Here is a 23300-nt window from a genome sequence, read left to right as displayed (position 1 = left end):
CACCTCTCCGACCGAGTGAGTGTTCATGACCGCTGACGCCACATCCGCGCCGGTCGACAGGGCCGAGGGCCCGGCTCCGGCCGCGCCCCCGATCCGCGGGCCGAAGGCGCGCACCAGGACCGCGTACCTGCGGTACGTGGCGGGCAAGCTGGGCGGCGCGGCCGTCTCGCTGCTCGCCGTCCTGGTCACCAGCTTCTTCCTCTTCCGGCTGATCCCCGGCGACCCCGTCAAGTTCATGACGGGCGGGCGCCAGGTGTCGGCCGAGCAACTGGCCTCCTACAGACGGGAGTTCGGGCTCGACCTGCCGCTGTGGCGGCAGTTCACCGACTACTGCGGCAAGGCGCTCACCGGTGACCTCGGCACCTCGTACCAGTTCCGGACGCCGGTCATCGACAGGATCACCGAGGCGCTGCCGAACACGCTGCTCCTGACCGGCACCGCCTTCGTCCTCTACACGGCGCTCGGCGTCCTCCTGGGCACCCGCTCCGCCTGGCGCAACGGCCGCCTCGGCGACCGGCTGAACACCGGGCTCGCCCTGACGCTGTACTCGATCCCCTCGTTCTGGCTCGGCCTGCTGCTCATCATCGTCCTCGCCGTGGGCATGGGCCCGATCCCGGGTCTCTTCCCCACCGGCGGCATGGAGTCGGGCGGCCAGGAGGGCCTCGCCCACGTCCTCGACGTCGCCCACCACCTGGTCCTGCCGGTCCTCACGCTGGTCGCCGTCGAGTACGGGCAGACCCTGCTGGTGACCCGGTCGGCGCTGCTGGACGAGATGGGCAGCGACTACCTGACGACCGCGCGGGCCAAGGGCCTCCGGGACGACCTCGTACGCCGCCGGCACGCCGTGCCGAACGCGATGCTGCCCACCGTGACGCTGATCTTCGTCAACCTCGGGCGGACCGTCGCGGGCGTGATCCTCGTCGAGACGGTCTTCTCCTGGCCGGGCCTCGGCGGGCTGTTCTACCAGGCGCTGAGCGTGCCCGACCTGCCGCTGGTGCAGGGCCTGTTCTTCGTCTTCGCCGCGGCGGTGATCGTGATGAACACCCTCGCCGACCTGATCTATCCGCTGCTGGACCCCCGGGTGGGCCGATGACGACCGACACGACCGCGGCCGGACCGGCCGAACCTCCCGAGACCCCGGTACGGGGCGGGACGAAGAGCCCGCGCGCCCTGGCGTGGGAGCGCAGACGCCACTCGGCCGCCCGGTTCTGGCGGCAGTACCGCACGCACCGCGCGGGCGTGGTCGGCCTGGCCGCGCTCGTGCTCTTCGCGCTTCTCGCGCTGACCGCCCCGCTGACGGTCGGCGCCGACGTGCAGAGCGTGACGGACGCGCCGGGCGGGCCGATGGAGGAGCCGAGCGGGGAGTTCTGGCTGGGCACCGACCAGTTCGGGCGCGACCTGTTCGGCCTGGTGCTGTGGGGCTCGCGGGTCTCGCTGCTCGTCGGCCTGCTGGCCGCCGTGCTGTCGGTGCTGATCGGCGCGCTCGTCGGCATCACCGCGGGCCACTTCCGCGGCTGGTACGCGACCGTGGTCATGCGGGTCACGGACTGGTTCCTGGTCATGCCGACGCTGGTGCTGGCCATCGCGCTGGCCACGGTGATGTCGCGCTCGCTGCTCACGATCATCGTGGCGATCGGGGTGACCTCGTGGCCGACGACGGCGCGTCTGGTGCGCGCCCAGACCCTCGCCGTGGAGTCGCGCCCGTACATCGAGCGCGCCCGGGCGCTCGGCGGCGGCCACGGGCACGTCATGACCCGGCACGTGCTGCCGAACGTGATGCCGCTGGTGCTCGCCCAGACCACGCTGATGATCTCCTCGTCCATCCTCTCCGAGGCGACGCTCGCCTTCCTCGGGCTCGGCGACCCGACGCTCGTGTCGTGGGGCGGACTGCTCCAGGACGCGCGCGAGGCGGGCGCGGTCAGCTCGGGCAACTGGTGGTACCTGGTGCCGCCGGGCATCGCGATCGCCGTCGTCGCCCTCGCCTTCACGCTCTGCGGGCGCGCCGTGGAGTCCGTACTCAACCCCAGGCTGGGGGTGGCCCGTTGAGCCTGCTGGAAGTCAGGGACCTGAACGTCACGTACGCGGGCGGCGCGCGGGCCGTGCGCGGCGTCGACCTCACCGTGGACGCGGGCCGCAAGCTCGGCATCGCCGGCGAGTCCGGCTGCGGCAAGTCGACGCTGGCCCTCGCCCTGCTGCGGCTGCTGCCCGCGGGTACGCGCGTGACCGGCCAGATCATGCTGGACGGCGAGGACGTCCTGACGATGCGGTGGGGCCGGGTGCGCGCGGTGCGCTGGGCGGGCGCGTCCATCGTCTTCCAGGGCGCGATGCACTCGCTGAACGCCGTGCACCGCATCGGCGACCAGATCGCCGAGCCGATCCTGCTGCACAGGAAGGCGACGCCCGCCGGGGCCAGGCGGAAGGCGGGCGAGCTGCTGGAGCACGTGGGGCTGCCCGCGGCCCGCGCGAGCGCGTATCCGCACGAGCTGTCCGGCGGGCAGCGCCAGCGCGTCATGATCGCCATGGCGCTGGCCTGCGACCCGGCCGTCGTCGTCGCCGACGAGCCGACCACGGCCCTGGACGTGATGATCCAGGCGCAGATCCTGCGCCTGATCGAACAGCTCGTCGCGGAGCAGGAGCTGGGCCTGATCATGATCAGCCACGACCTGGCGGTCCTCGCCGACACCTGCGACCGGCTCGCGGTGATGTACGCGGGCCGCGTCGTCGAGGAGGGCCCGGCCCGGCAGGTGTACGAGGACGCGCGGCACCCGTACGGGCGGGCGCTGTCGGCGGCGTTCCCGCGCATCGGGGACACGGCGTCGCGGTTCGCGCCGCGCGGGCTGCCGGGCGACCCGCCGGACCCGGCGGACCTGCCGCCCGGCTGCACGTTCCATCCGCGCTGCCCCGTCGCACTGGACTCGTGCGCGGTGGAGGACCAGCCGCTGCGCGCGGCCGGGACCGGCCGGCGGGCGGCGTGCGTGCACGTGGACGCGGACGCGGGTGTGCCCACGGCGGTGGGGACCGACCCGGTCGCGGTGGAGACGGACGACGCGAGGAGCACCACATGACGACGACCGCGGCCACCCCCGGCACGCCCGCCTCCGCGGCCCCGCCGCTGCTCAGCGCCCAGGATCTGCACGTCGCGTTCCCGGGCCGGCGGGGCGCGCCCCGGGCGCGCGCCGTCGACGGGGTGGACCTCGACATCCGCCCCGGCGAGATCGTCGCGCTGGTCGGCGAGTCCGGCTGCGGCAAGACGACGCTGGCCCGCGCCCTGCTGGGCCTGGTGCCGCCGACCGGGGGCCGGGTCACCTTCGCGGGCGGGCCCCTCGCCTACTCCTCACGGGCCCTGAAGGCGTACCGCAGGCGCGTCCAGCTGGTCCTCCAGGACCCCAGCGGCTCGCTCAACCCGCGCCACACGGTGTACGACGCGGTGGCCGAGGGCCTGCGCATCCACGACTACGGGGGCGACGAGCGGGCCGCGGTCGGGCAGGCGCTGGCGCGGGCCGGGCTGCGGCCTCCGGAGCGGTTCTTCCTGCGGTACCCGCACGAGCTGTCCGGCGGGCAGCGCCAGCGCGTGGTCATCGCGGGCGCGCTCGTCCTGGAGCCCGAACTGATCGTCGCCGACGAGCCCGTGGCCTCCCTCGACGCGTCGGTGCGCGGCGAGATCCTGGCGCTGCTGCTGCGGCTGCGCACCGAACTCGGGCTGTCCGCGCTGGTGGTGACGCACGACCTGGGCCTGGCGTGGAACATCGCCGACCGCGTCGCGGTGATGTACCTGGGGCGGATCGTGGAGACCGGCGCGGTGGAGCAGGTCCTCACCGCGCCCCGGCACCCGTACACGCAGGCCCTGCTGTCGGTGCTCCCGGAGGCGCCCGGCGACCCGGTGGTCCTCACCGGTGAGCCCCCGGACCCGTCGCGCGTCCCGTCCGGCTGCCGTTTCCACGCCCGCTGCCAGGTCCTCGCGAGCGGCGAGGCGGCCCGGGCGGGCGTGGCGGAGGACTGCCGGACCCGGGACCTGGGGATCCTGTCCGGCGCCGGCGGGGCGCAGGTGGCGTGCCACTGGGCGCGGGCGAGGGCCTCCGCGCCTGCGGAGAAGACCTCCGCGCCGACGGAGCGGGAGGCGGAGCCGCGCGAGTAGGGCGGCCGCCGTCGACCGGGGCGACAGGGCCGGCACGAGCGGCAGGAGCGGGCGGGTGGCGGCACGCCGCGCCACCCGCTCCGGCGCTACTCCCCTGCGTCGCCCGCGTCCCCCGCGAGGATCTCCCGGCACCGCTTCACGTCCTCGGCCATCGCCTCCAGCAGCGCCTCGACCGAGTCGAACCTGGCCTGGCCGCGCACGAAGGCGAGGAAGTCGACGGCGACGTGCAGGCCGTACAGGTCGAGACCGACGCGGTCGATGGCGTACGCCTCGACGGTCCGCTCGACGCCGTCGAACTGCGGGTTCGTGCCGACCGAGATCGCGGCCGGCATCGTCTCGCCCTGCGCGTGCAGCAGGCCCGCGTAGACGCCGTCGGCGGGGACCGCGGTGTGCGGGAGCGTCTCGACGTTGGCCGTCGGGTAGCCCAGTTCGCGGCCGCGCTGGGCGCCGCGCACGACGATTCCCTCGACGCGGTGCGGACGGCCCAGGATCTCCCGGGCGCCCGCGACGTCGCCCTCGGCGACCAGCCGCCGGGTCAGCGTGGAGGAGAACGGCTCGCCGCCCCCGGCCTCGCCGCTCTCGTACAGGTCGACCACGTCGACCTCGAAGTCGTACGTCCCGCCCTGCTCGGCGAGGAAGCCGACGTTGCCCGCGGCCCTGTGGCCGAAGCGGAAGTTGGGGCCCTCGACGACGAGCCGGGCGTGGAGCTTGTCCACCAGGACCTTCACCACGAAGTCGGCGGGCGAGAGCTTGGAGAACTCCTTGGTGAAGGGCAGGACCAGCACCGCGTCGACGCCGAGTCCGGCCATCAGCTCCGCGCGCCGGTGGTGCGGCGCGAGCAGCGGCGGGTGGCTGCCGGGGCGCACGACCTCGCTGGGGTGCGGGTCGAAGGTGACGACGACGCAGGGCAGGCCCAGCTCGCGGGCGCGTTCCACGGCGTGCCGGATGATCAGCTGGTGTCCGCGGTGGACCCCGTCGTAGGACCCGATGGTGACGACGCTGCGCCCCCAGTCCTGGGGGATGTCCTCCAAGCCTCGCCAGCGCTGCACTGTGACCGCTCCTCGTCGAACCCGTGTCCTGACTGCCTGATACGCAGGTCTAAGGGTGCCATGCCGGGTGCCGCCGTCCCGCATCGGCATGGGTACCGCGGCCGGTGGGCCCGCGGACGTGTCCGCCGGTCAGGCCGGGACACCGGCCCCCGCGAGGGACTCCAGGGCGCGCCGCGTGCCCGGTCCGGCCACCGGCGACCACTCCCCGGGCGCCTCGTCGAGCCAGCGGACGAGACGGCCGGCGAAGCCGGGGACCCGGTGGCCGAGGCCGACGAGGACGCGGTCGCAGCGGGCGGCGCCGTCCGGGGTGCGCGCGAGCAGCGAGCCGGCGCGGTGCACCAGCGCGCGGGTGCGCTCCTCGCCGTGGCCGGCACCGCCGTCGGCCGCGGCGCGCAGCACCTCCTCCAGGACGGCCGGGTCGTCCTCCCGCGCCAGCAGCAGGTCCAGCAGTTCGCGGCGCAGGGAGCGGGAGACGTCCGTGCCGGGGGTGGCGAGAACGCCGGCGAGGGCCGTGCGCACCGGGACGGACCCGTCGTCCAGGAGGTGCGTGACCAGCGGCAGGAGGACGGCGCGCGCGGCGGGCCCGCGCTCCAGGCGCCGGTCGACGTACGTGGCGACGTGCGCGGCCGTCGCGGGGCCCGGCTCCACCGCGTCGCGCACGAGCGCGGCCACGCGGGGGACCAGGGCGGGCGTGGTGACGTCGGCGAGGGTGCGCAGGACCTCGCCCGCGTCCGGTCCGCGCAGCCGGATGCGGAAGGCCGCGAGCACCGGTTCGGGGTCGGTGGTGAGGGCGACGGCGAGCGCGCTCGCGGGCAGGTGCGGGTCGCCGGCCGTGAACCGCTCCAGGGCGCGCGGCAGATAGCGGGCGCGGGTGCGCCCGTCGCGGACGAGGAGGGCGAGCGCGCCGCCGTGCAGGGCGTCGTCGCCGGGGCGGGCCAGCAGGGCGAGCGCGGCGTACCGCAGCAGTTCGCGGTCGGCGTCGGTGCGCAGGTGCGGCGCGGCGCGCAGCGCGTACGTCACGGCCGCCGCGCGCCGGGCGGGCCGCTCGTCCTGGGCCCAGCGGTCCACGGCCCGGCAGACCGCGGCGGGCTCCTCCTCGCACAGGACGGTGAGCAGGGCGTCGCCGCGCGGGTGCGCGCAGGCCACCAGGGCCTCGGTGAGGTCGTCCGGCGCCTGCCGCCGGTGGGTGTGCAGCAGGACCTGGGCGGCCGCGGCGACGGTGACGCCGGGGGCGCCGGGCAGCGGGCGCTCGTCGTCGAACCAGCGGGTCAGCAGCGGCTGGACGGCGGCCGGGGCGGCGGACAGCAGCCGGGACACGGCGTCCAGGTGGCGGGGCCGGCCGTCGCCGGGCGCGCCGTCGGCCACGACGAGCCGCCGCAGCAGGTCGAGCCGCTCGGTGCGCGACACCGGCAGCGCGTCCCAGAAGGCGGGACCGAACTCCTCCGGCACCGCCCGGCCCAGGCGCCGCCAGTCCACGACGGCCCGGGCGAGCAGCCGCAGCAGCGGGACGTACGGCGTCGCGTCGGGCACGGCCGACAGCACGTCCGCGAGCAGCCGGGCCGCCCACCAGGCCGGGTCGTCCGCGGCCCGGTCCGGCCGGTCCCGCGCCTCCCCGCGGCCGGGTCCCGCCGGGGCGTCCGGCCGGTCCATGCGGTCCAGGGTGTGCAGCAACTCCTCCAGTCGGCGGGCGAGTTCGGCGCTGCCGCGCTGCCGGCCGAGGTACAGCAGCGCCTGGACGACGGGGCCGATGCGGTGCCGGGGCACGGGCGCCGTCCGGGCCGCGGGCCGGTCGCGGCGGCGGTGGACCAGCGCGCTCAGCGCCTCGTCCAGGTCGAGGTGGACGCCCTGGAGCCAGTCGGCGAGCTCCTCGTGGGCGAAGCGGTAGCCGCCGCCCGAGGGGACCAGCAGGCCCTCGGCGAGGACGGCGGGTGCCCATCCGCCGACCCCGCCGAACCGGCGCCCGCGGACGGACCCCCAGGGGAAGACCTCGTCGAAGGCCGCGTGGTCCAGCCTCCCCTGGCCGGGGCCGAGACAGCGGCGGGCGGCCTCGTGGACCCGCCCGGCGACCCGGGCGGCGAGGCGGCGGACGGCCGTGCCGCGCAGCCCGTGCGCGGCGGCGAGCCGCTCGGCGACGCGCAGGCACGCCAGGTCCAGGTGGGCGGAGAGGACCTCGTCGCGGCCCGGCCGGCCGTCCGCCGCGTCCGGCGCCGCGGCCCGCACCTCGGCCAGCAGCCGCAGCGTGAGCGGGTGCCGGGCGTCGGCCCCGCCCAGGACGCCCTCGGGGACGCCGTGCCGCGCCCGCGCCGCCCGCGCCTCGTCCGCCTCCAGGTCCCCCAGCCGTACGCACGCGGGCGGCCGGGTGCCGGCGGGCGGGCGGGCGCCGTCCGTGACCGGTTCGTGCAGGGTCTCCGGCGGGAACCCGGCGCCCGCCTGCTCCCAGAACTCGGGGCGGCACGCCACCACCAGGCGGGCTCCGCACGCGCGCAGCCAGTCGGCGGTGGCGGCGGTCCACCCGTGCAGGCGCCGCGCGAGGGCGGACGGCATCTCCTCGGGGTCGTCGAGCAGCAGGAGCAGCGGGCGTCCGGCGGCGTGCGCGACCCGGGCCGGGCCGTCGGGCCCGAGGTCGCCCAGGGCGCCGTCGTACCCGGCGGGCGGCAGCAGGTCCGCCGAGAACGGCTCCGGCACCGCGTCCCCCCGGCCGTCCACCGCGTACGCCGCACGCGGTGCGCCGCCCGTGTCCGCCGCGTTCCTTCCGTCCGGTGCGGCGGAAACGATCCGTCCGGCGCGCTCCAGGGCACGGCGCGCCGCGTCCGCCACGCAGAGGTCGTCGCCGCGCAGGTCCGCGCCGCGCAGCCACAGGACGGGCGCGGGCTCCGGTGCGCGGGCGCGGCGCTCGGCCAGGGCCGCGAGCTCGGTCGTACGGCCGCTGCCCGGGGCGCCGACGAGGCCGAGCACCACGGCGGACCCGGCGGCGAAGGCCGCGAACTCCCGCACCACGGCGGCGCGCTCGACGGGCTCGGCCGGGGTGTACGCGCCGCCGTCCGCCGTCCGCCCCGGAACGGCGCCGGCCGCGCGGGCGCCCCGCGGGCCGTCCGCCGCCCGGGACGCGTGCGTGAGCTCCATGACCGCGGCGAGGTTGAGGTCGTCGCCGTACGCGGGCACCGTCGCCGCGTTGCGCGCCAGCAGCGCGGCGAGCGGTCCGCCGGGCGCGGCGGCGGCCCGCAGGAGGACGGCGCGGCCCGCCGCCGGGTGGTCCGCCCGCAGCGCCGTGCCGAGGACGGCCACGACCGCGCCGGTGGCGGCGTCGACCACCGGTCCGCCCGCCGCTCCCCCGCCGAGCCGCAGCGCGTCGCTGCCGGCCGTGCCGACGGCCAGTTCCAGCACGGCGTCCAGGGTGTGGAAGCGGTCGGTCGCCGTGTACGTGGCGGGGCCCGTGCCGAGCACCCGGGCCGCGCGCCAGCCGCCCGCGGCGATCCGCACGTGGGCCCCGGCGTCGACGCGGGCCCGCACGGTGACGGGGAGCGGGACCAGCCCCAGGCCGCGGGCGCGGATCAGGGCGAGCCCGGCGCCGGGCAGGGCGGTGACCTCGTCCGCCGAGATCACGCGGGTGCGGTCGCCGGCGTGCAGCACCAGCCGGGCGAGCCCGTCGACCGTCTCGTGGCCGGTGACGACCGTGCCGAGGCGGTCGGCGGCGAACCCGAGGCCGCGCGGCCGTCCCGCCAGGTCGCAGATCCGGACGAGGGACACGTCGTCGACGGCTCCGGTCCAGGGGGCCGTCCCGGCCCCGGAGGTCCCGAAGGACACGCCGGGCTCCCCGGCCGCACCGGTCCCGCTGGCCGCGCCAGCCGCACCGGTCGCTTCGGTCCCGTCCGGTGCGTGCGGCCGTCCTCCGCGCGGCGCGTGCGCGCTCCGTGCTTCGTACGCCCCCCGCGCTGCGCGTGCCTCCTGCGCCGTGCGACGGCCGTCGCCGGTCCGCGGGCCCCGTCCCGCCATGCTCGCACCTCCCGCCGTACGCACTGGTCGTGCGCTGTCGACGGTAGGCGTGCGGTGATCGCCGGGACAGATCGCGGGCCGAACGAGCCCCCTTCCGCTCCCTCGGTCCCCTCCGCGCGCCCGGCCGAAAGGGTGAATGAACGCAAGGGGATGGATACAACTCTGGGTGGGGGAATCGAGGGGGGACCGTGGAGCGGCGTACAGGAACCTCGTGTACGCCGCTCCACGGACACCGGCCTCAGCCGAACACGGCCAGGCTCTTGGCCCGCCCCTTCTGCTCCTCCACCAGGACCACGAAGCGGCCCTCGGGGTCGAAGACGGCGACGGGCCCCTTGCCCGCGTACTCGTCGGGCATGTCGAGCCGCACGCCGTTCGTCAGCAGCCGCGCGCGCTTGGCGTCCACGTCCCAGCGCGGGAACGCGGCGGCGGCCGCCTCCGCGACCGGCATGACCGTCAGCTCCTCCTGGAGCCGCTCCAGCGTGCGCGCGGAGTCCAGCTTGTACGGGCCCACCCGGGTGCGGCGCAGCGCCGTGAGGTGGCCGCCGACGCCCAGGTCGGCGCCCAGGTCGCGGGCGAGCGCCCGGATGTAGGTGCCCGAGGAGCACACCACGGAGACGACCAGGTCGAGCACGGGCGTGCCGTCCTCGGCGACCGCCTCCCGCACGTCGTACACGGCGAACGAGGAGACCGTGACCGGCCGCGCCGGGATCTCGAAGTCCTCGCCCTCCCGGGCCCGCTTGTACGAGCGCACGCCGTCGATCTTGATGGCGCTGACCTTGGACGGCACCTGCATGAGGTCGCCGGTGAGCCGGGCCACCCCGGCGTCGACCGCCTCGCGCGTCACCCCCGAGGCGTCCGCCGATGAGGTGATCTCGCCCTCGGCGTCGTCCGTCAGGGTGTTCTGCCCGAGCCGGATCGTGCCCAGGTACTCCTTCTCGGTGAGCGCCAGGTGCCCGAGGAGCTTGGTCGCCTTCTCGACGCCGAGGACCAGCACGCCGGTCGCCATCGGGTCGAGGGTGCCGGCGTGGCCGACGCGGCGGGTCCGGGCGATCCCGCGCATCTTGGCGACCACGTCGTGCGAGGTGAAGCCCGACGGCTTGTCGACGACGACGAGCCCGTCGGGCGTGGACTGCTTCTGGGTCATTCGGCGGCGTCGTCCGTCTCGTCCTCGCTGCCCGGCTTGCGGTACGGGTCCGCCTCGCCGGCGTACGCGGCGCCCGCGGACGCCTCCCGCACCTTCTCGTCCGAGGCCCGCGCCTTGTCGAGCAGGTCCTCGATGGTCCGGGCGGTGTCCGGCAGGGCGTCCGCGACGAAGGTCAGGGTGGGCGTGAACTTCACGCCCGCGGCCCGGCCCACCTCGGAGCGCAGGACGCCCTTGGCGCTCTCCAGGCCCGCGGCGGCCGCGGCCCGCTCCTCGTCGTCGCCGTACACCGTGTAGAAGACGGTCGCCTCCCGCAGGTCACCGGTGACCCGGGTGTCCGTGATGGTCACATGCGAACCGAGCCGCGGGTCCTTGATCCCGCGCTGCAGCTTCTGGGCCACCACCTCTCGGATGAGGTCCGCCAGCCTCTTCGCCCGCGCGTTGTCGGCCACTGGTCCGTCTCCCTCTTTCTTGCATTTCCGCGTGCACGGTCGTGTCGACGTGCACGGTTCAGTCGTCGTCGCCGTGCAGCCGCCGCCGTACCGACAGCAGCTCCACCTCGGGCCGGGCCGCGACCATGCGCTCGCACCGGTCCAGTACGTCCGTCAGATGCCCCGCGTCGCCCGAGACCACCGCCAGACCGATCTCGGCCCTGCGGTAGAGGTCCTGGCCGCCCACCTCCGCCGCGCTCACCGCGTACTTGCGCTGGAGCTCGGCGACGATCGGACGGACGACGGAGCGCTTCTCCTTCAGCGACCGTACGTCGCCGAGCAGGAGATCGAAGGACAGGGTCCCCACGTACATGTGTGTCCGGATGACCCGCCGGTACGGGATCGATGGCCCCGCCACCACATGGGCAGGGACATCAGAACCGTACAACGAACGGCCGGGGCCGATCGACGGAAAATACTCCCGCCGACCGGCCCCGGACCGGACCGACATTCGAGAAGCTGCCGCCTACGCGCGCGGCTTCTCGCGCATCTCGTACGTCGCGATGACGTCGTCGACCTTGATGTCGTTGAAGTTTCCGAGGTTGATACCACCCTCGAAGCCCTCGCGGATCTCGGTGACGTCGTCCTTGAAGCGACGCAGACCCTCGATGTTGAGGTTCTCCGCGACCACCTTGCCGTCGCGGATGAGGCGCGCCTTGGTGTTGCGCCTGACCTCGCCGGAGCGGATGAGCACACCGGCGATGTTGCCCAGCTTGGACGACTTGAAGACCTCGCGGATCTCCGCCGTGCCGAGCTCGACCTCCTCGTACTCCGGCTTGAGCATGCCCTTCAGGGCCGCCTCGATCTCCTCGATCGCCTGGTAGATGACCGAGTAGTACCGGACGTCCACGCCCTCGCGCTCGGCCATCTGCGCGGCACGCCCGGCGGCGCGCACGTTGAAGCCGATCACGATGGCGTCCGAGCCCATCGCCAGGTCGATGTCCGACTCCGTGACCGCACCGACGCCGCGGTGCAGCACCCGGATGTCGACCTCCTCGCCGACGTCGAGCTGGAGCAGGGAGGACTCCAGGGCCTCGACGGAACCAGAAGCGTCACCCTTGATGATGAGGTTGAGCTGCTGGACCTCGCCGGCCTTGAGCACCTTGTCCAGGTCCTCGAGCGAGACGCGGCGCGTGCGCTTGGCGAACGCGGCGTTGCGCTCACGGGCGGCGCGCTTCTCGGCGATCTGACGGGCCGTGCGGTCCTCGTCCACGACGATGAAGTTGTCGCCCGCACCCGGGACGTTGGTCAGACCCAGCACCTGCACCGGCGTGGACGGACCCGCCTCCTCGACGTTGTTGCCCATGTCGTCGTGCATGGCGCGGACACGGCCGTAGGCGTCGCCGACCACCATCGTGTCGCCGACCCGCAGCGTGCCTCGCTGGACGAGGACGGTCGCCACGGCACCGCGGCCGCGGTCGAGCCGCGACTCGATCGCGATGCCCTGCGCGTCCTGCTCCGGGTTGGCCCGCAGGTCGAGCGAGGCGTCGGCGGTGAGGATCACGGCCTCCAGCAGGGAGTCGATGTGCAGACCCTGCTTGGCGGAGATGTCGACGAACATCGTGTCGCCGCCGTACTCCTCGGCCACCAGACCGTACTCGGTCAGCTGACCGCGCACCTTGGTCGGGTCGGCGCCCTCGACGTCGATCTTGTTGACCGCGACGACGATCGGGACGTCGGCCGCCTTGGCGTGGTTCAGCGCCTCGACCGTCTGCGGCATGACGCCGTCGTTGGCCGCGACGACCAGGATCGCGATGTCCGTCGACTTGGCACCGCGGGCACGCATGGCGGTGAACGCCTCGTGACCGGGGGTGTCGATGAACGTGATCTTGCGGTCCTCGTCGTTGACCTCGGTCGTGACCTGGTAGGCACCGATGTGCTGGGTGATGCCGCCGGCCTCGCCCGCGATGACGTTCGTCTTGCGGATGGCGTCGAGGAGCCGCGTCTTACCGTGGTCGACGTGACCCATGACGGTCACCACCGGCGGACGGGAGACGAGCATCTCCTCGCCGCCCTCGTCCTCGCCGAACTCCAGGTCGAAGGACTCGAGCAGCTCGCGGTCCTCCTCCTCGGGGCTGACGATCTGAATGGTGTAGTTCATCTCGTCGGCGAGGAGCTGCAGCGTCTCGTCGGAGACGGACTGCGTGGCCGTGACCATCTCGCCGAGGTTCATCATCACCGCGACGAGCGACGCCGGGTTGGCGTTGATCTTCTCCGCGAAGTCGGTGAGGGAGGCACCGCGCGACAGGCGAATGGTCTCGCCGTTGCCGCGGGGCAGCATCACGCCGCCGACGGACGGGGCCTGCATGGCCTCGTACTCCTGGCGCCTCTGCCGCTTCGACTTGCGGCCGCGACGGGCGGGACCGCCGGGACGGCCGAAGGCGCCCTGCGTGCCACCGCGACCGCCCGGACCACCGGGACGACCGCCGAAGCCGGGACGGCCACCGCCGCCACCGGGACGACCGGCGAAACCGCCGCCGCCACCGCCGCCACCGGGACGACCGGCGAAGCCGCCACCGCCGCCGCCGCCGGGACGACCGGCGAAGCCGCCGCCGCCCGGACGACCGCCACCGCCGCCGGGACGACCGCCGCCGCCGGGACCGCGGCCACCGGGGCCGCCACCACCGGGGCGCGGGCCGGCAGCCGGACGCTGCGGCATCATGCCGGGGTTCGGACGGTTGCCGCCGGGGCCGCCGCCGGGACGCGGAGCCTGCGGACGGGGCATGCTGCCCGGGGTCGGACGGGCGCCGCCCGGGGCCTGGGGACGGGGACCGCCGCCCTGGCCGGGGGCCTGCGGACGCGGGCCGCCGCCGGGAGCGCCGGCGCCACCGGGGCGCGGAGCCTGCGGACGGGGCGCCTGCGGGCGCGCCATGCCGGTGGAGCCACCGGACGTGAAGGGGTTGTTGCCCGGACGCGGGCCGGCCGGACGGCCGCCCGGACGCGGGGCCTGGCCACCGGGGCGCGGACCCTGCGGACGGTCACCGCGGTCACCGCGGTCGCCGCGGCCCTGACCGCCCTGGCCCTGACCCTGGCCGGGGGCCGGACGGCCACCGGGCTTGGGGGCACCGGGACGGGCGCCGGGACGCGGCGCGGCCGGGGCGGGAGCCGACGGCGGAGCGGTGAACTCCGGCGTGGCGGGAGCCGCGGGCGCGGGCTTCGGGCCCGGACGGGGACCCGGCGTCGGACGGGGACCCGGCGTCGGCGCGCCGGCCGCGGGGGCGGGGCGCTCGGCGGCGGGCCTGGGAGCCGGCGCGGGCCGCGGTGCGGCGGGAGCCGGACGGTCCCCCGGTGCCTGGGCGGCGCGGGGGGTGTCCCCGGCCTGCGCCGGAGAGGGCGCGCCGGGCTTGGGGGCGGCCTTCCGGGGCGCGGGCCTGGCGGACTTGCCATTGCCGCTGCCCTGCTGGAAGGCGTCGGTCAGCTTACGAACTACGGGCGCCTCGATCGTCGAGGACGCCGAACGGACGAATTCACCGAGTTCCTGGAGCTTGGCCATGACGACCTTGCTCTCTACACCGAACTCCTTGGCGAGTTCGTATACCCGGACCTTAGCCACTTCGCTCCTTTTAGGTCCGGGTTGCGTCCGGACCGTCGCTACTTCATGGGCGTACTCATCGCGTACTCATCGAGTGCTCATCGCAATCTCGACCTACTTCCGACTCGCGAGGTACCAGAGCCGCACGGGGATCCGTGCGGCCACGTCTTACGGTGTCGCCTGCCCGACGCAGTGGCGCAACGCCTCCGTGTCGAGCGGTCCCGGGACGCGCAGCGCCCGCGGGAACGCCCGGCGGCGGACCGCCAGGTCGAGACAGGCCAGGGCGGGGTGTACGTACGCACCCCGGCCGGGCAGCGTACCGCGAGGGTCGGGGGCACAGGCGCCCTCGATCTCCACGATGCGCAGCAGATCGGTCTTGGCCGCTCGCTCCCGGCACCCCACACAGGTTCGCTCAGGGCATGCGCGGGCTCGCGTCCGGCCAGACACTCTTAAGTCTACCTCTCCCAGCCGACCTCACCCCTTTGGGGCAAGAATCGAACACTTGCCGTGCGTCAAACTGACGTGATCGCAGCGGTCACCCGTCGCGATCACGCCCTCGTGCCGTGATGATCACAGCGTACGAACGCCATGATCTATTCCCGGCCCGCCGGACGGTCTTCTTCCCGGCCGGCCGGGCGGTTCATTCCCGGCCCGGCCGGTGATCCGGTCCCCGGACCGGCCGGCGGTCTACTCCCCGGTCTGCTCGGTGTCCGGCCGGATGTCGATCCGCCAGCCGGTGAGCCGGGCCGCGAGACGGGCGTTCTGCCCCTCCTTGCCGATGGCGAGGGAGAGCTGGTAGTCGGGCACCGTCACCCGCGCGGAGCGGGCGGCGAGGTCGACGACCTCGACCTTGGAGACCCGGGCCGGGCTCAGCGCGTTGGCGACCATCTCGGCGGGGTCGTCGGACCAGTCGACGATGTCGATCTTCTCGCCGTTCAGCTCGCCCATCACGTTGCGCACCCGGCCGCCCATGGGGCCGATGCAGGCGCCCTTGGCGTTCAGGCCCGAGCGGGTGGAGCGGACCGCGATCTTCGTGCGGTGGCCGGCCTCGCGGGCGATGGCGGCGATCTCGACGGACCCGTCGGCGATCTCCGGCACCTCCAGCGCGAAGAGCTTCTTCACCAGGTTCGGGTGGGTGCGCGAGAGGGTCACGGAGGGACCGCGCACGCCCTTGGCCACCCGGACGACGTAGGAGCGCAGCCGCATGCCGTGCTGGTACGTCTCGCCCGGGACCTGCTCCTGCACCGGCAGGATGGCCTCCAGCTTGCCGATGTCCACGAGCACGTTCTTCGGGTCGCGGCCCTGCTGGACCACGCCGGTGACGATGTCGCCCTCGCGGCCCGCGTACTCGCCCAGCGTCGCGTCGTCCTCGGCGTCCCGCAGACGCTGCAGGATGACCTGCTTGGCGGTGGTCGCCGCGATGCGGCCGAAACCGGACGGGGTGTCGTCGAACTCCCGGGCCTCCTGGCCCTCCTCGAGGTCCTCCGGGTCCTCCTTCGCCCACACGGTGACGTGGCCGCTCTCGCGGTCGAGCCGCACGCGCGCGTGGCGGCGGCTTCCCTCGGTGCGGTGGTAGGCGATCAGGAGGGCCGATTCGATCGCCTCGACCAGCAGGTCGAAGGAGATCTCCTTCTCCCGTACCAAACCCCGCAGGGCACTCATGTCGATGTCCACGGCTACGCCTCCTCCGCACTCTCTTCGTGCTTGTTCTTGCGGTTGAATTCGACCTGGACACGCGCCTTGTCGATGTCGGCGAAGGCGAGCCTGCGGGACGTGGCCCTGCGTCCCTTGACGCCGGGCACCTCCAGGTCCACACCCTCGTCGTCGACCTCCAGAACACGGGCGACGAGCTCGCCGCCCCCGGCCGCCTGCGCGAGCTGGAACCTCACCAGCCGGCCCACGGCCCGTACGTAGTGGCGGTGTTCCTTGAGGGGGCGTTCGGCGCCGGGCGTACCGACCTCTAGGGTGTACTCGCCCTCGCCCATCGCGTCCGTCTCGTCCAGCGCGGCCGAGAGCGCGCGGCTCACCTCGGCGACGCGGTCGAGATCAGCGCCCTCGTCGGAGTCGACGACGACACGCAGCACACGCTTGCGTCCGACCGCTTCCACTTCGAGCTCCTCGAGATCGAGTCCCTGGGAGCTGACGAGCGGTTCCAGAAGTACTCGCAGCCTCTCGCTCTGGGTGGTGCTCATCCGGGTGACTCCTCGGCCGCGTGTGCTGTTGTGGGAAGGTCGCGTGTCAGGTCAAAGGGTATCCGGTCCCGGGGGGTGTTGCCGTCCACCGGTGCAGGACCGCGGGTACCTTGATCCGAGGCAGCCGGTCCCCGCGCACGCCCGGGCCGCTGCCGGCCACTCCCGTCCCTTTTCGTACGAGCCTGCCGAGGACGTCTGCCGTGCCCTTCCCCCTGCCCTCGCGCGGTCCCGCGGGGCCGCGCCGTAGGAGTCTGCTGCTCGCCGGGGCCGTCGGTGCCACCGGTGTCCTGTCGGTCGCCGGCTGCACCGGCGACGGGTCCGGCGAGGAGACGGAGAGCGACACGCCCGCGGCGGAGCGGACCCGCGCGCGGGCGGCGCGCGACAGCCTCGCGCTGGCCGAGCGGTACGCGGCCGTGCTCGCCGTCCACCCCTCCCTGGACGGGCTGCTGACGCCGCTGCGGGCCGAGGTCCTGCGGCACGCGCGGGCCTTCGGCGGCGACGGCGCGACGGCGTCGCCGTCCGCCTCCGCGCCGGACGCGTCGCCGGCGGCGTCCGCCTCGTCCTCGCCGGGCCCGTCGCCCTCGGTGCCGGCCGGCGAGACGGACGCGCTGTCCGAACTCGCCTCGGCCGAACGGGCCCTGGCGGACCGGCGCACGACGGCCCTGCTGGAGGCGCCGGGCGAACTGGCGCGGCTGCTGGCCTCGGTGGCGGCCGCCGGCGCGGCGCACGCCTTCCTGCTGACGGAGGAGACGAAGTGAACGGAGAACGGACGGAGCGCGGAGCGCAGCGCGCGCCGGGGCGGATGCTTCGAAGGATCATGGGCGCTCCCGCCACCGCGGGAACCGCGCCGGCCGGGTACGACCGCGCCGTCCGGACGGACCGTCCCGACCGGGGCGAGGAGGGCGCCGCGGGGACCCGGCGGGCGGCCCGGCGAAACGTTGGCTCGGCCGCCGCCTCGGAGGACCCGGCGAGGGCCGTGCCCGCCGCGTACGGACGCGTCCTCGGCGCCGAGGACGGCGAGGACGGTGCGGACGGCGTACTGAAGGCGGCGCAGGCGGCGCTCGGCGCCGAGCACGCCGCCGTCTACGGCTACGGCGTGGTCGGCGGCCGGGTCGGCGCGGAGCGGCGCGCCGAGGCGCGTGCCGCGTACGACGCGCACCGGGCGCAACGGGACGCCCTTGCGCGCACCGTGCGGGACCTGGGCGGCACGCCGGAGCCCGCGGCCGCCGCGTACGCCCTGCCCTTCACGGTGTCCGGCACCGACACGGCGGTCCGGCTGGCGGCCGAGCTGGAGGACCGCGTGGCCGCGGTCTACTCGGACCTCGTACGGGCGGCGCGGGGCGAGCGGCGGCGCGACGCCGCGGGCGCGCTGCGCGACGCGGCGGTGCGCGCGGCCCGCTGGCGCGGCGGGAGCGTAGCCTTCCCTGGGCTCGCCGAGCGGGCCGCCGGTCCTTCGGGGGCGGCGACACCACGGGCGTGACGCGCCCAGGAAGGGAACACCTCGCGCATGGCTTTCGAACCGCCGCGCCGCCTCGTCACCGCCCTCGGGGAGAGCACGCCCGAGGGCGACGAGTGGCTGGAGCACCTGCCCGGCACCGCTCGTCGTGCCGTCGCTCTACGCGAGTTGACCGTGGAGCGGGTGCAGGTGCCCGGCGGGCGCAGCAGCCTCGTCGTGCTGGTGCGGCGGGCCGACGGGTCCCCGGCCGTGCTGAAGCTGGCGCCCTCCCGGGCCCGGCCGGAGAGCGAGCGGGCCGCGCTGGCGCACTGGGCCGGCCGGGGAGCCGTGCACCTGGTCGCGGCCGGACCCGACGGCGGTCCCGGCTCCGGCTCCGCGCCGGAGGACCCGCCGTCGGCCGGGGGCGTCCTGCTGCTCGAACGGCTGCACCCGGACGTCTCGGTGCGCTCGCTGCCGGAGGCGAAGGCGCTGCTGGAGGCCGCCGGGACGCTGCGCAGGCTGTGGGTCGAGCCGCCCGCCGGGCACGGCTTCGAGACGGTGGCCGAGCGGACCGGGCGGCAGGCGGCGGCGATGCGCGCGCGGGCGGACGCGGACCCCGAGGTCGCGCCGCTGGTCGACGCGGCGCTCACGGCGCGCGAGGAGCTGCTGGCGGCACCGCCCGAGCACCTGCTGCTGCACGGCACCTTCCGGCAGAGCAAGGTGCTCGCCGGCGAGCGCGTGCCGTGGCTGGCCGTGGGGCCCGACCCGGTGGTCGGCGAGTCCGCCTTCGACCTGGCCCGGCTGGTACGCGACCGGGTGGAGGACCTGATCGCGTCGCCGTCGGGCCCGGCCACGACGCGCCGCCGGGTGAAGCGGCTCGCGGAGTCCCTGGAGGTCGACCAGGAGCGGCTGCGCGGCTGGACCCTGTTCCGCGCCGTCGAGTCCGGCACCCGCGCGGCCCGCGTCGGCCGCCTCCAGGACGCGGAACTGCTGCTGGAGTTCGCGACCTGGCTGTAGGGCCGGCCAGGGCCCCGGCCCCCGGTCCGCCGCCCCTCGTCGCGGCCCGGCGGCGGGACACGGCCCCCGGTGCGCCGCAGCGCACGGCGACGTACGGCACACCGACCGCGTATGACACGCCGACCACGTACGGCGCGCCGTACGTCTCCGGAGCCGCGGGGCGGCGGTGTCCGCAGTGCCTCCCGCACGGGGCGTACCCGGCCGCGGGCGGCGCGCCGGTGACGCCAAGGGGCGTCCCGGCGGCGCGCGGGAAGACACGTCCGGGCCGGACCGGGCCGCGGGGCCGGGGCGGCCTCCCGCGGTCGGTCCGGCCCGGAGGAAGCCGGTCCGGCGCGCCCTACGCGGTCACTACGCGGTCAGGCGGGCGATCGCCTCGTCGACCGTCAGCTCCTCGCGCTCGCCCGTGCGGCGGTCCTTCAGCTCCAGGACGCGCTCGCCCGAGCGGCGGCCCGCGACCAGGATCTGGGGCACGCCGATCAGCTCGGCGTCCGTGAACTTCACGCCCGGCGAGACGCCCGCGCGGTCGTCCACCAGCACGCGCACGCCCGCGGCGTTCAGCTTCTCGGAGACCTCGAGGGCCAGCTCGGTCTGGAGCGCCTTGCCGGCCGCGACCACGTGCACGTCGGCGGGGGCGACCTCCTTGGACCAGCACAGGCCCTGCTCGTCGGCGGACTGCTCGGCGAGCGCGGCCACGGCGCGCGAGACGCCGATGCCGTACGAGCCCATGGTCACGCGGACCGGCTTGCCGTTCTGGCCGAGGACGTCGAGCTGGAAGGTGTCCGCGTACTTGCGGCCCAGCTGGAAGATGTGGCCGATCTCGATGGCGCGGTCCAGCTTCAGGCCGGTGCCGCACTTCGGGCAGGGGTCGCCCTCCTGGACCACCACGACGTCGAGGTAGTCGTCGACCTCGAAGTCGCGGCCGGCCACCACGTTCCTCGCGTGCTTGCCCTCCTTGTTGGCGCCCGTGATCCAGGAGGTGCCGGGGGCGACGCGCGGGTCGGCGATGTAGCGGACCTTCTCCAGGCCCTGCGGGCCGACGTAGCCGCGCACGAGGTCCTCGCGGCCCTCGAAGTCCTCGGCCGTGACCAGCTCCACCTCGGCCGGGGCGAGGTGCTCGCCGAGCTTGCCGAGGTCGACCTCGCGGTCGCCGGGCACGCCCACGGCGACGATCTCGCCGTCCACCTTGACCAGGAGGTTCTTCAGGGTCGCGGAGGCCGGGACGCCCAGGTGCTCGGCGAGGGTCTCGATGGTCGGGGTGTCGGGGGTGTCCAGCTCCTCGACCGCCGGGTGCTCAGCTCCCTCGACCGCCTTGAGCGCGAAGGTGACCGCCTCGGTGTTCGCCGCGTAGTCGCAGTTCGGGCAGTCCACGAAGGTGTCCTCGCCGGCCGCGGCCGGGGCCAGGAACTCCTCGGAGGCCGAACCGCCCATCGCGCCGGAGACGGCGGAGACGATGCGGTAGTCCAGGCCGAGGCGCGCGAAGATCTTCTGGTACGCCTGGCGGTGCAGCCGGTAGGACTCCGCCAGCCCCTCGTCGGTGGTGTCGAAGGAGTACGAGTCCTTCATCTGGAACTCGCGGCCGCGCAGCACGCCGGAGCGCGGACGGGCCTCGTCCCGGTACTTGGTCTGGATCTGGTAGAGCATGACCGGCAGGTCCTTGTACGAGGACACCTGGTCCTTCACGACCAGCGTGAAGATCTCCTCGTGGGTCGGACCGAGCAGGTACTCGGCGCCCTTGCGGTCCTTGAGGCGGAACAGCAGGTCGCCGTACTCCTCCCAGCGCGCGGACGCCTCGTAGGGCTCCTTGGGCAGCAGGGCCGGGAGCAGCACCTCCTGGGCGCCGATCGCGTCCATCTCCTCGCGGACGACGCGCGAGACGTTGTCGAGGACCTTCTTGCCGAGCGGCAGCCAGGTCCAGATGCCCGCGGAGTTCCGGCGGACGTACCCGGCGCGGACCAGGAGCTTGTGGCTGAGCGTCTCGGCGTCCGCCGGGTCGTCACGCAGTGTCTTGACCATCAAACGGGACATGCGCTGGACCTGGGCCATGATTTACGACTCCTGCCGGGAAAGGGTGATGGCTAGGAGGTTAGCCCTGCGGTCCGGCCCGGCGGAAATCGATTCGTGCCAGGACGGTTCGGACACCCGGTCCGGCGGCCGTCCGGCGCCGGCCCGGGCGCGGGCGGGGTCAGCGGCGCAGCAGCGGCAGCGGGGCGCCCATCACGGCGTACGGCTTCGCGGCGCTGGGGAACAGCACCTGGCGGGCCAGGTCGGTGTAGCCGAGCGAGCGGTACAGGCCGCGGGCCGGGCTCTCGACGTCGATGGCGGAGAGGATCGAGCGGGGCTGGGCCGCGCCGTCCGTGATGGTGGTGATCAGCGCGCGGCCGACGCCCCGGTTCTGGTAGTCGGGGTGGACGTGCAGCTCGGTGATGACGAAGGAGTCGTCGAGCCAGTCCTCGTGGCCCTGGCCGCGCAGGTAGGGCTCGACGACGGTGGACCACCAGTGGCCGCGGTCGTTGGGCATGCCGTAGACGAAGCCGACGAGCCGGCCGTCGGCGGTGGTGGCGCCCAGGGCGCGGGCCCCGGGGAAGGCCAGGTGGCGCAGCACGATCTGCCGGCGTACGGCGATCTCGTCGGCTCCCAGCCCGAAGGCGACGGCCTGCACGGCGAGCGCCTCGTCGACGCGCGCGGCGAGATCCAGCGGGCCGACGACGACGTCGCCGGGGGTGACGGGGCCCTGGCCGGGGAAGTGCAGCATGCCGGGGAGACTACAGGGCGTGCACGGGTGTCCGTACGGCGCGCCGGGGCGCGGCTCAGAACAGGACACTCATGAAGGCGCCGACCTCCCGGAAGCCGACCCTGCGGTAGGTCGCGCGGGCGGCGGTGTTGAAGTCGTTGACGTAGAGGCTCACGACGGGGGCGACGTCGGCGAGGGCGTAGCGCAGGACCGCGGCCATGCCGGGGGCGGCGAGGCCCCGGCCGCGGTACTCGGGGGCGACCCAGACGCCCTGGATCTGGCAGACCTGCGGGGTGGCGGCGCCGATCTCGGCCTTGAAGACGACGCGGCCGTCCTGGTCGACGCGGGCGAACGAGCGCCCCGACCCGACGAGTTCGGCGACGCGCGCCTGGTAGAGCAGCCCCCCGTCGCCGGCGAGCGGCGAGACGCCGACCTCCTCGGTGAACATCGCCACGCACGCCGGCATGATCGTTTCCATCTCGTCCTTGCGTATGCGGCGGACGTACGGATCGGGGGCGACGTCGTCGGGGAGGCGGTCGGTGACCATGAGCGGCTGGTGGGCGCGGACCTCGCGGGCGGGGCCCCAGCTGGGTTCGAGCAGCCGCCACAGCTGGGCGGTGGGCTCGGCGGGGCCGACGACGGAGGAGCAGCGGCGGCCGGCGCGGCGGGCGCGGTCGGCGAAGGCGCGGACCGCGCGCGGAGTCGCGCAGATCGGGACGAGGTTGGCGCCCGCGTAGCACAGGGACGTGAGCATGCCGTCCTCGTACCAGCCCCACATCTCGCCGCCGAGCCGCCACGGGTCGAGGCCCGCCACCTGGACCCGGGAGGTCACGAAGGCGTTCGCGACCGGCTCGCGGTCGAGGACGGCGAGCGCGGCGTCCAGGTCACTCGGCTCGAGAACCCTGATGGTGGTCTGGGTCAACACGTGCGGGGCCTCACCATGCGTTCTGCTGATCTCCGCACTGTACCTGCCGAAAATGTGCGGCGCCGCCGGATGCCGGTCGGCCGCGGGCACCGGGCACGGCGGTCGGGCCCGGGTCCGGCGCGTCCGCGGCCCGCTCCCGCACGGTTCCGAAGGGGTTCGGACGGCGGGACCCGGCGGTGCGGGACCGTCCGCCGGAACGGCTCCCACTTGGGCGGACGACGGCCCGGAGACGGCTTGGGAACGGTCCGGGGACGATCGGGGGCGGCGCCCAGGAGTTCGCCCTGGGCGAGCGGCGGCCCGGGTCCGCACGGACGGACAGCGGCCCGGGGCTGCCCGGGCGAAAGGGCGCCCGGGTCCGCGTGGACGGGCGGACGGGTGTCCGGGGTGCGCCCGGGCCGTGGTGGCCCGGCCGGGATCCGGCCGGGCCGGGTGCTCAGCCCGCGATCGAGACCTCGGGCTCGCCGGAGGCGACGCCGTCCTTCTCCATCTGCTCGGCGATCTTCATCGCCTCCTCGATGAGGGTCTCCACGATCTTGGACTCGGGGACGGTCTTGATGACCTCGCCCTTGACGAAGATCTGGCCCTTGCCGTTGCCGGAGGCCACGCCCAGGTCGGCCTCGCGGGCCTCGCCCGGACCGTTGACCACGCAGCCCATCACC

The 23300-nt window shown here is 75.0% G+C and carries 19 protein-coding genes and 1 pseudogene; 7 read left to right on the top strand and 13 right to left on the bottom strand.

Translation table 11 applies throughout. The annotated features are described in order from the left end of the window. The first annotated feature begins 25 nt into the window (after nt 1-25). Genes IE271_RS31385 through IE271_RS31370 form a run of 4 tightly spaced genes read left to right on the top strand, consistent with a single transcriptional unit; the run spans nt 26 to nt 4135 of the window. Nucleotides 26-1093 (top strand): ABC transporter permease, encoded by a 1068-nt coding sequence (locus IE271_RS31385; protein ID WP_190193873.1) that lies wholly within the window; start codon nt 26-28, stop codon nt 1091-1093. Further along, entirely contained in the window at nt 1090-2046 is a 957-nt protein-coding gene (locus IE271_RS31380; RefSeq protein WP_190193872.1) for an ABC transporter permease, read from the top strand. Before IE271_RS31385 ends, IE271_RS31380 begins: the two co-directional genes overlap by 4 nt. Next, entirely contained in the window at nt 2043-3065 is a 1023-nt protein-coding gene (locus tag IE271_RS31375) for an ABC transporter ATP-binding protein (RefSeq protein ID WP_190193871.1), read from the top strand. The genes IE271_RS31380 and IE271_RS31375 overlap by 4 nt, the downstream gene beginning before the upstream one ends. After that, on the top strand, nt 3062-4135 hold the full coding sequence (locus IE271_RS31370) for an ABC transporter ATP-binding protein (RefSeq protein WP_190193870.1): 1074 nt from the start codon (nt 3062-3064) through the stop codon (nt 4133-4135). The genes IE271_RS31375 and IE271_RS31370 overlap by 4 nt, the downstream gene beginning before the upstream one ends. Before the next feature lie 86 nt (nt 4136-4221). Here the strand turns inward: IE271_RS31370 and IE271_RS31365 are convergent, their stop codons facing one another. The 9 genes from IE271_RS31365 to rimP all read right to left on the bottom strand — a co-directional run bounded on the left by IE271_RS31365 (nt 4222) and on the right by rimP (nt 16533). After that, entirely contained in the window at nt 4222-5184 is a 963-nt protein-coding gene (locus tag IE271_RS31365; protein ID WP_190193869.1) for a bifunctional riboflavin kinase/FAD synthetase, read from the bottom strand. Nucleotides 5185-5313: 129 nt separating this feature from the next. Beyond that, nucleotides 5314-9177 carry a serine protease gene (locus IE271_RS31360; RefSeq protein ID WP_229919673.1) on the bottom strand — a complete coding sequence of 1288 codons (3864 nt, stop codon included), beginning with the start codon at nt 9175-9177 and terminating at the stop codon, nt 5314-5316. Between the two features lie 238 nt (nt 9178-9415). Beyond that, nucleotides 9416-10321: a tRNA pseudouridine(55) synthase TruB gene (gene truB, locus IE271_RS31355; RefSeq protein ID WP_190193868.1), complete on the bottom strand. Its 906-nt coding sequence runs from the start codon at nt 10319-10321 to the stop codon at nt 9416-9418. Next, a complete protein-coding gene (gene rbfA, locus IE271_RS31350) occupies nt 10318-10770 on the bottom strand; it encodes a 30S ribosome-binding factor RbfA (protein WP_190193867.1) in 453 nt (150 codons plus the stop codon). Before rbfA ends, truB begins: the two co-directional genes overlap by 4 nt. A 58-nt stretch (nt 10771-10828) precedes the next feature. Continuing rightward, nucleotides 10829-11122, bottom strand: coding sequence for a DUF503 domain-containing protein (locus IE271_RS31345; protein WP_190193866.1), 294 nt, complete (start codon nt 11120-11122; stop codon nt 10829-10831). A 153-nt stretch (nt 11123-11275) separates the two neighbouring features. Then, on the bottom strand, nt 11276-14362 hold the full coding sequence (infB, locus tag IE271_RS31340; protein ID WP_190193865.1) for a translation initiation factor IF-2: 3087 nt from the start codon (nt 14360-14362) through the stop codon (nt 11276-11278). A gap of 147 nt (nt 14363-14509) precedes the next feature. Further along, nucleotides 14510-14788, bottom strand: a complete 279-nt coding sequence (locus IE271_RS31335; protein WP_190193864.1) for a YlxR family protein — start codon at nt 14786-14788, stop codon at nt 14510-14512. Nucleotides 14789-15028: 240 nt separating this feature from the next. Continuing rightward, complete coding sequence (gene nusA, locus IE271_RS31330) at nt 15029-16015, bottom strand: transcription termination factor NusA (protein ID WP_190193863.1); 987 nt, start codon at nt 16013-16015, stop codon at nt 15029-15031. Between the two features lie 2 nt (nt 16016-16017). Further along, a complete protein-coding gene (gene rimP, locus IE271_RS31325) occupies nt 16018-16533 on the bottom strand; it encodes a ribosome maturation factor RimP (protein WP_190193862.1) in 516 nt (171 codons plus the stop codon). 200 nt (nt 16534-16733) lie between these two features. Here rimP and IE271_RS31320 point away from each other — a divergent pair, with 200 nt between their 5' ends. The 3 genes from IE271_RS31320 to IE271_RS31310 all read left to right on the top strand — a co-directional run bounded on the left by IE271_RS31320 (nt 16734) and on the right by IE271_RS31310 (nt 18985). Continuing rightward, nucleotides 16734-17291 carry a hypothetical protein gene (locus IE271_RS31320; protein WP_190193861.1) on the top strand — a complete coding sequence of 186 codons (558 nt, stop codon included), beginning with the start codon at nt 16734-16736 and terminating at the stop codon, nt 17289-17291. Nucleotides 17292-17572: 281 nt separating this feature from the next. Continuing rightward, the gene (locus IE271_RS31315; protein WP_229919676.1) at nt 17573-18013 is read left to right on the top strand and encodes a ferritin-like domain-containing protein; all 441 of its coding nucleotides are present in this window, start codon (nt 17573-17575) and stop codon (nt 18011-18013) included. Nucleotides 18014-18040: 27 nt separating this feature from the next. Continuing rightward, entirely contained in the window at nt 18041-18985 is a 945-nt protein-coding gene (locus IE271_RS31310) for an aminoglycoside phosphotransferase family protein (RefSeq protein WP_190193859.1), read from the top strand. A 348-nt stretch (nt 18986-19333) separates the two neighbouring features. Here IE271_RS31310 and IE271_RS31305 read toward each other — a convergent pair whose 3' ends face one another. The 4 genes and pseudogenes from IE271_RS31305 to IE271_RS31290 form a co-directional block, all read right to left on the bottom strand. Continuing rightward, nucleotides 19334-21028, bottom strand: a complete 1695-nt coding sequence (locus IE271_RS31305; protein ID WP_190193858.1) for a proline--tRNA ligase — start codon at nt 21026-21028, stop codon at nt 19334-19336. 139 nt (nt 21029-21167) lie between these two features. After that, entirely contained in the window at nt 21168-21737 is a 570-nt protein-coding gene (locus IE271_RS31300; RefSeq protein WP_190193857.1) for a GNAT family N-acetyltransferase, read from the bottom strand. A 55-nt stretch (nt 21738-21792) separates the two neighbouring features. Next, the gene (locus tag IE271_RS31295) at nt 21793-22641 is read right to left on the bottom strand and encodes a GNAT family N-acetyltransferase (RefSeq protein WP_190193856.1); all 849 of its coding nucleotides are present in this window, start codon (nt 22639-22641) and stop codon (nt 21793-21795) included. 433 nt (nt 22642-23074) lie between these two features. Further along, nucleotides 23075-23300, bottom strand: a pseudogene (locus IE271_RS31290) (flavodoxin-dependent (E)-4-hydroxy-3-methylbut-2-enyl-diphosphate synthase); the annotation flags it as partial.

The organism is Streptomyces minutiscleroticus, from assembly GCF_014650875.1.
Classification (GTDB): Bacteria; Actinomycetota; Actinomycetes; order Streptomycetales; family Streptomycetaceae; genus Streptomyces; species Streptomyces minutiscleroticus.
Note: the sequence above shows the minus strand (reverse complement) of the source record. Positions and strands in the feature narration are given on the sequence as shown.

Coding starts and splice junctions, on each gene's coding strand:
- IE271_RS31385 (WP_190193873.1), top strand. CDS start 26: ATGACCGCTGACGCCACATCCGCGCCGGTCGACAGGGCCGAGGGCCCG.
- IE271_RS31380 (WP_190193872.1), top strand. CDS start 1,090: ATGACGACCGACACGACCGCGGCCGGACCGGCCGAACCTCCCGAGACC.
- IE271_RS31370 (WP_190193870.1), top strand. CDS start 3,062: ATGACGACGACCGCGGCCACCCCCGGCACGCCCGCCTCCGCGGCCCCG.
- IE271_RS31360 (WP_229919673.1), bottom strand. CDS start 9,177: ATGGCGGGACGGGGCCCGCGGACCGGCGACGGCCGTCGCACGGCGCAG.
- truB (WP_190193868.1), bottom strand. CDS start 10,321: ATGACCCAGAAGCAGTCCACGCCCGACGGGCTCGTCGTCGTCGACAAG.
- IE271_RS31345 (WP_190193866.1), bottom strand. CDS start 11,122: ATGTACGTGGGGACCCTGTCCTTCGATCTCCTGCTCGGCGACGTACGG.
- rimP (WP_190193862.1), bottom strand. CDS start 16,533: ATGAGCACCACCCAGAGCGAGAGGCTGCGAGTACTTCTGGAACCGCTC.
- IE271_RS31310 (WP_190193859.1), top strand. CDS start 18,041: ATGGCTTTCGAACCGCCGCGCCGCCTCGTCACCGCCCTCGGGGAGAGC.
- IE271_RS31305 (WP_190193858.1), bottom strand. CDS start 21,028: ATGGCCCAGGTCCAGCGCATGTCCCGTTTGATGGTCAAGACACTGCGT.
- IE271_RS31300 (WP_190193857.1), bottom strand. CDS start 21,737: ATGCTGCACTTCCCCGGCCAGGGCCCCGTCACCCCCGGCGACGTCGTC.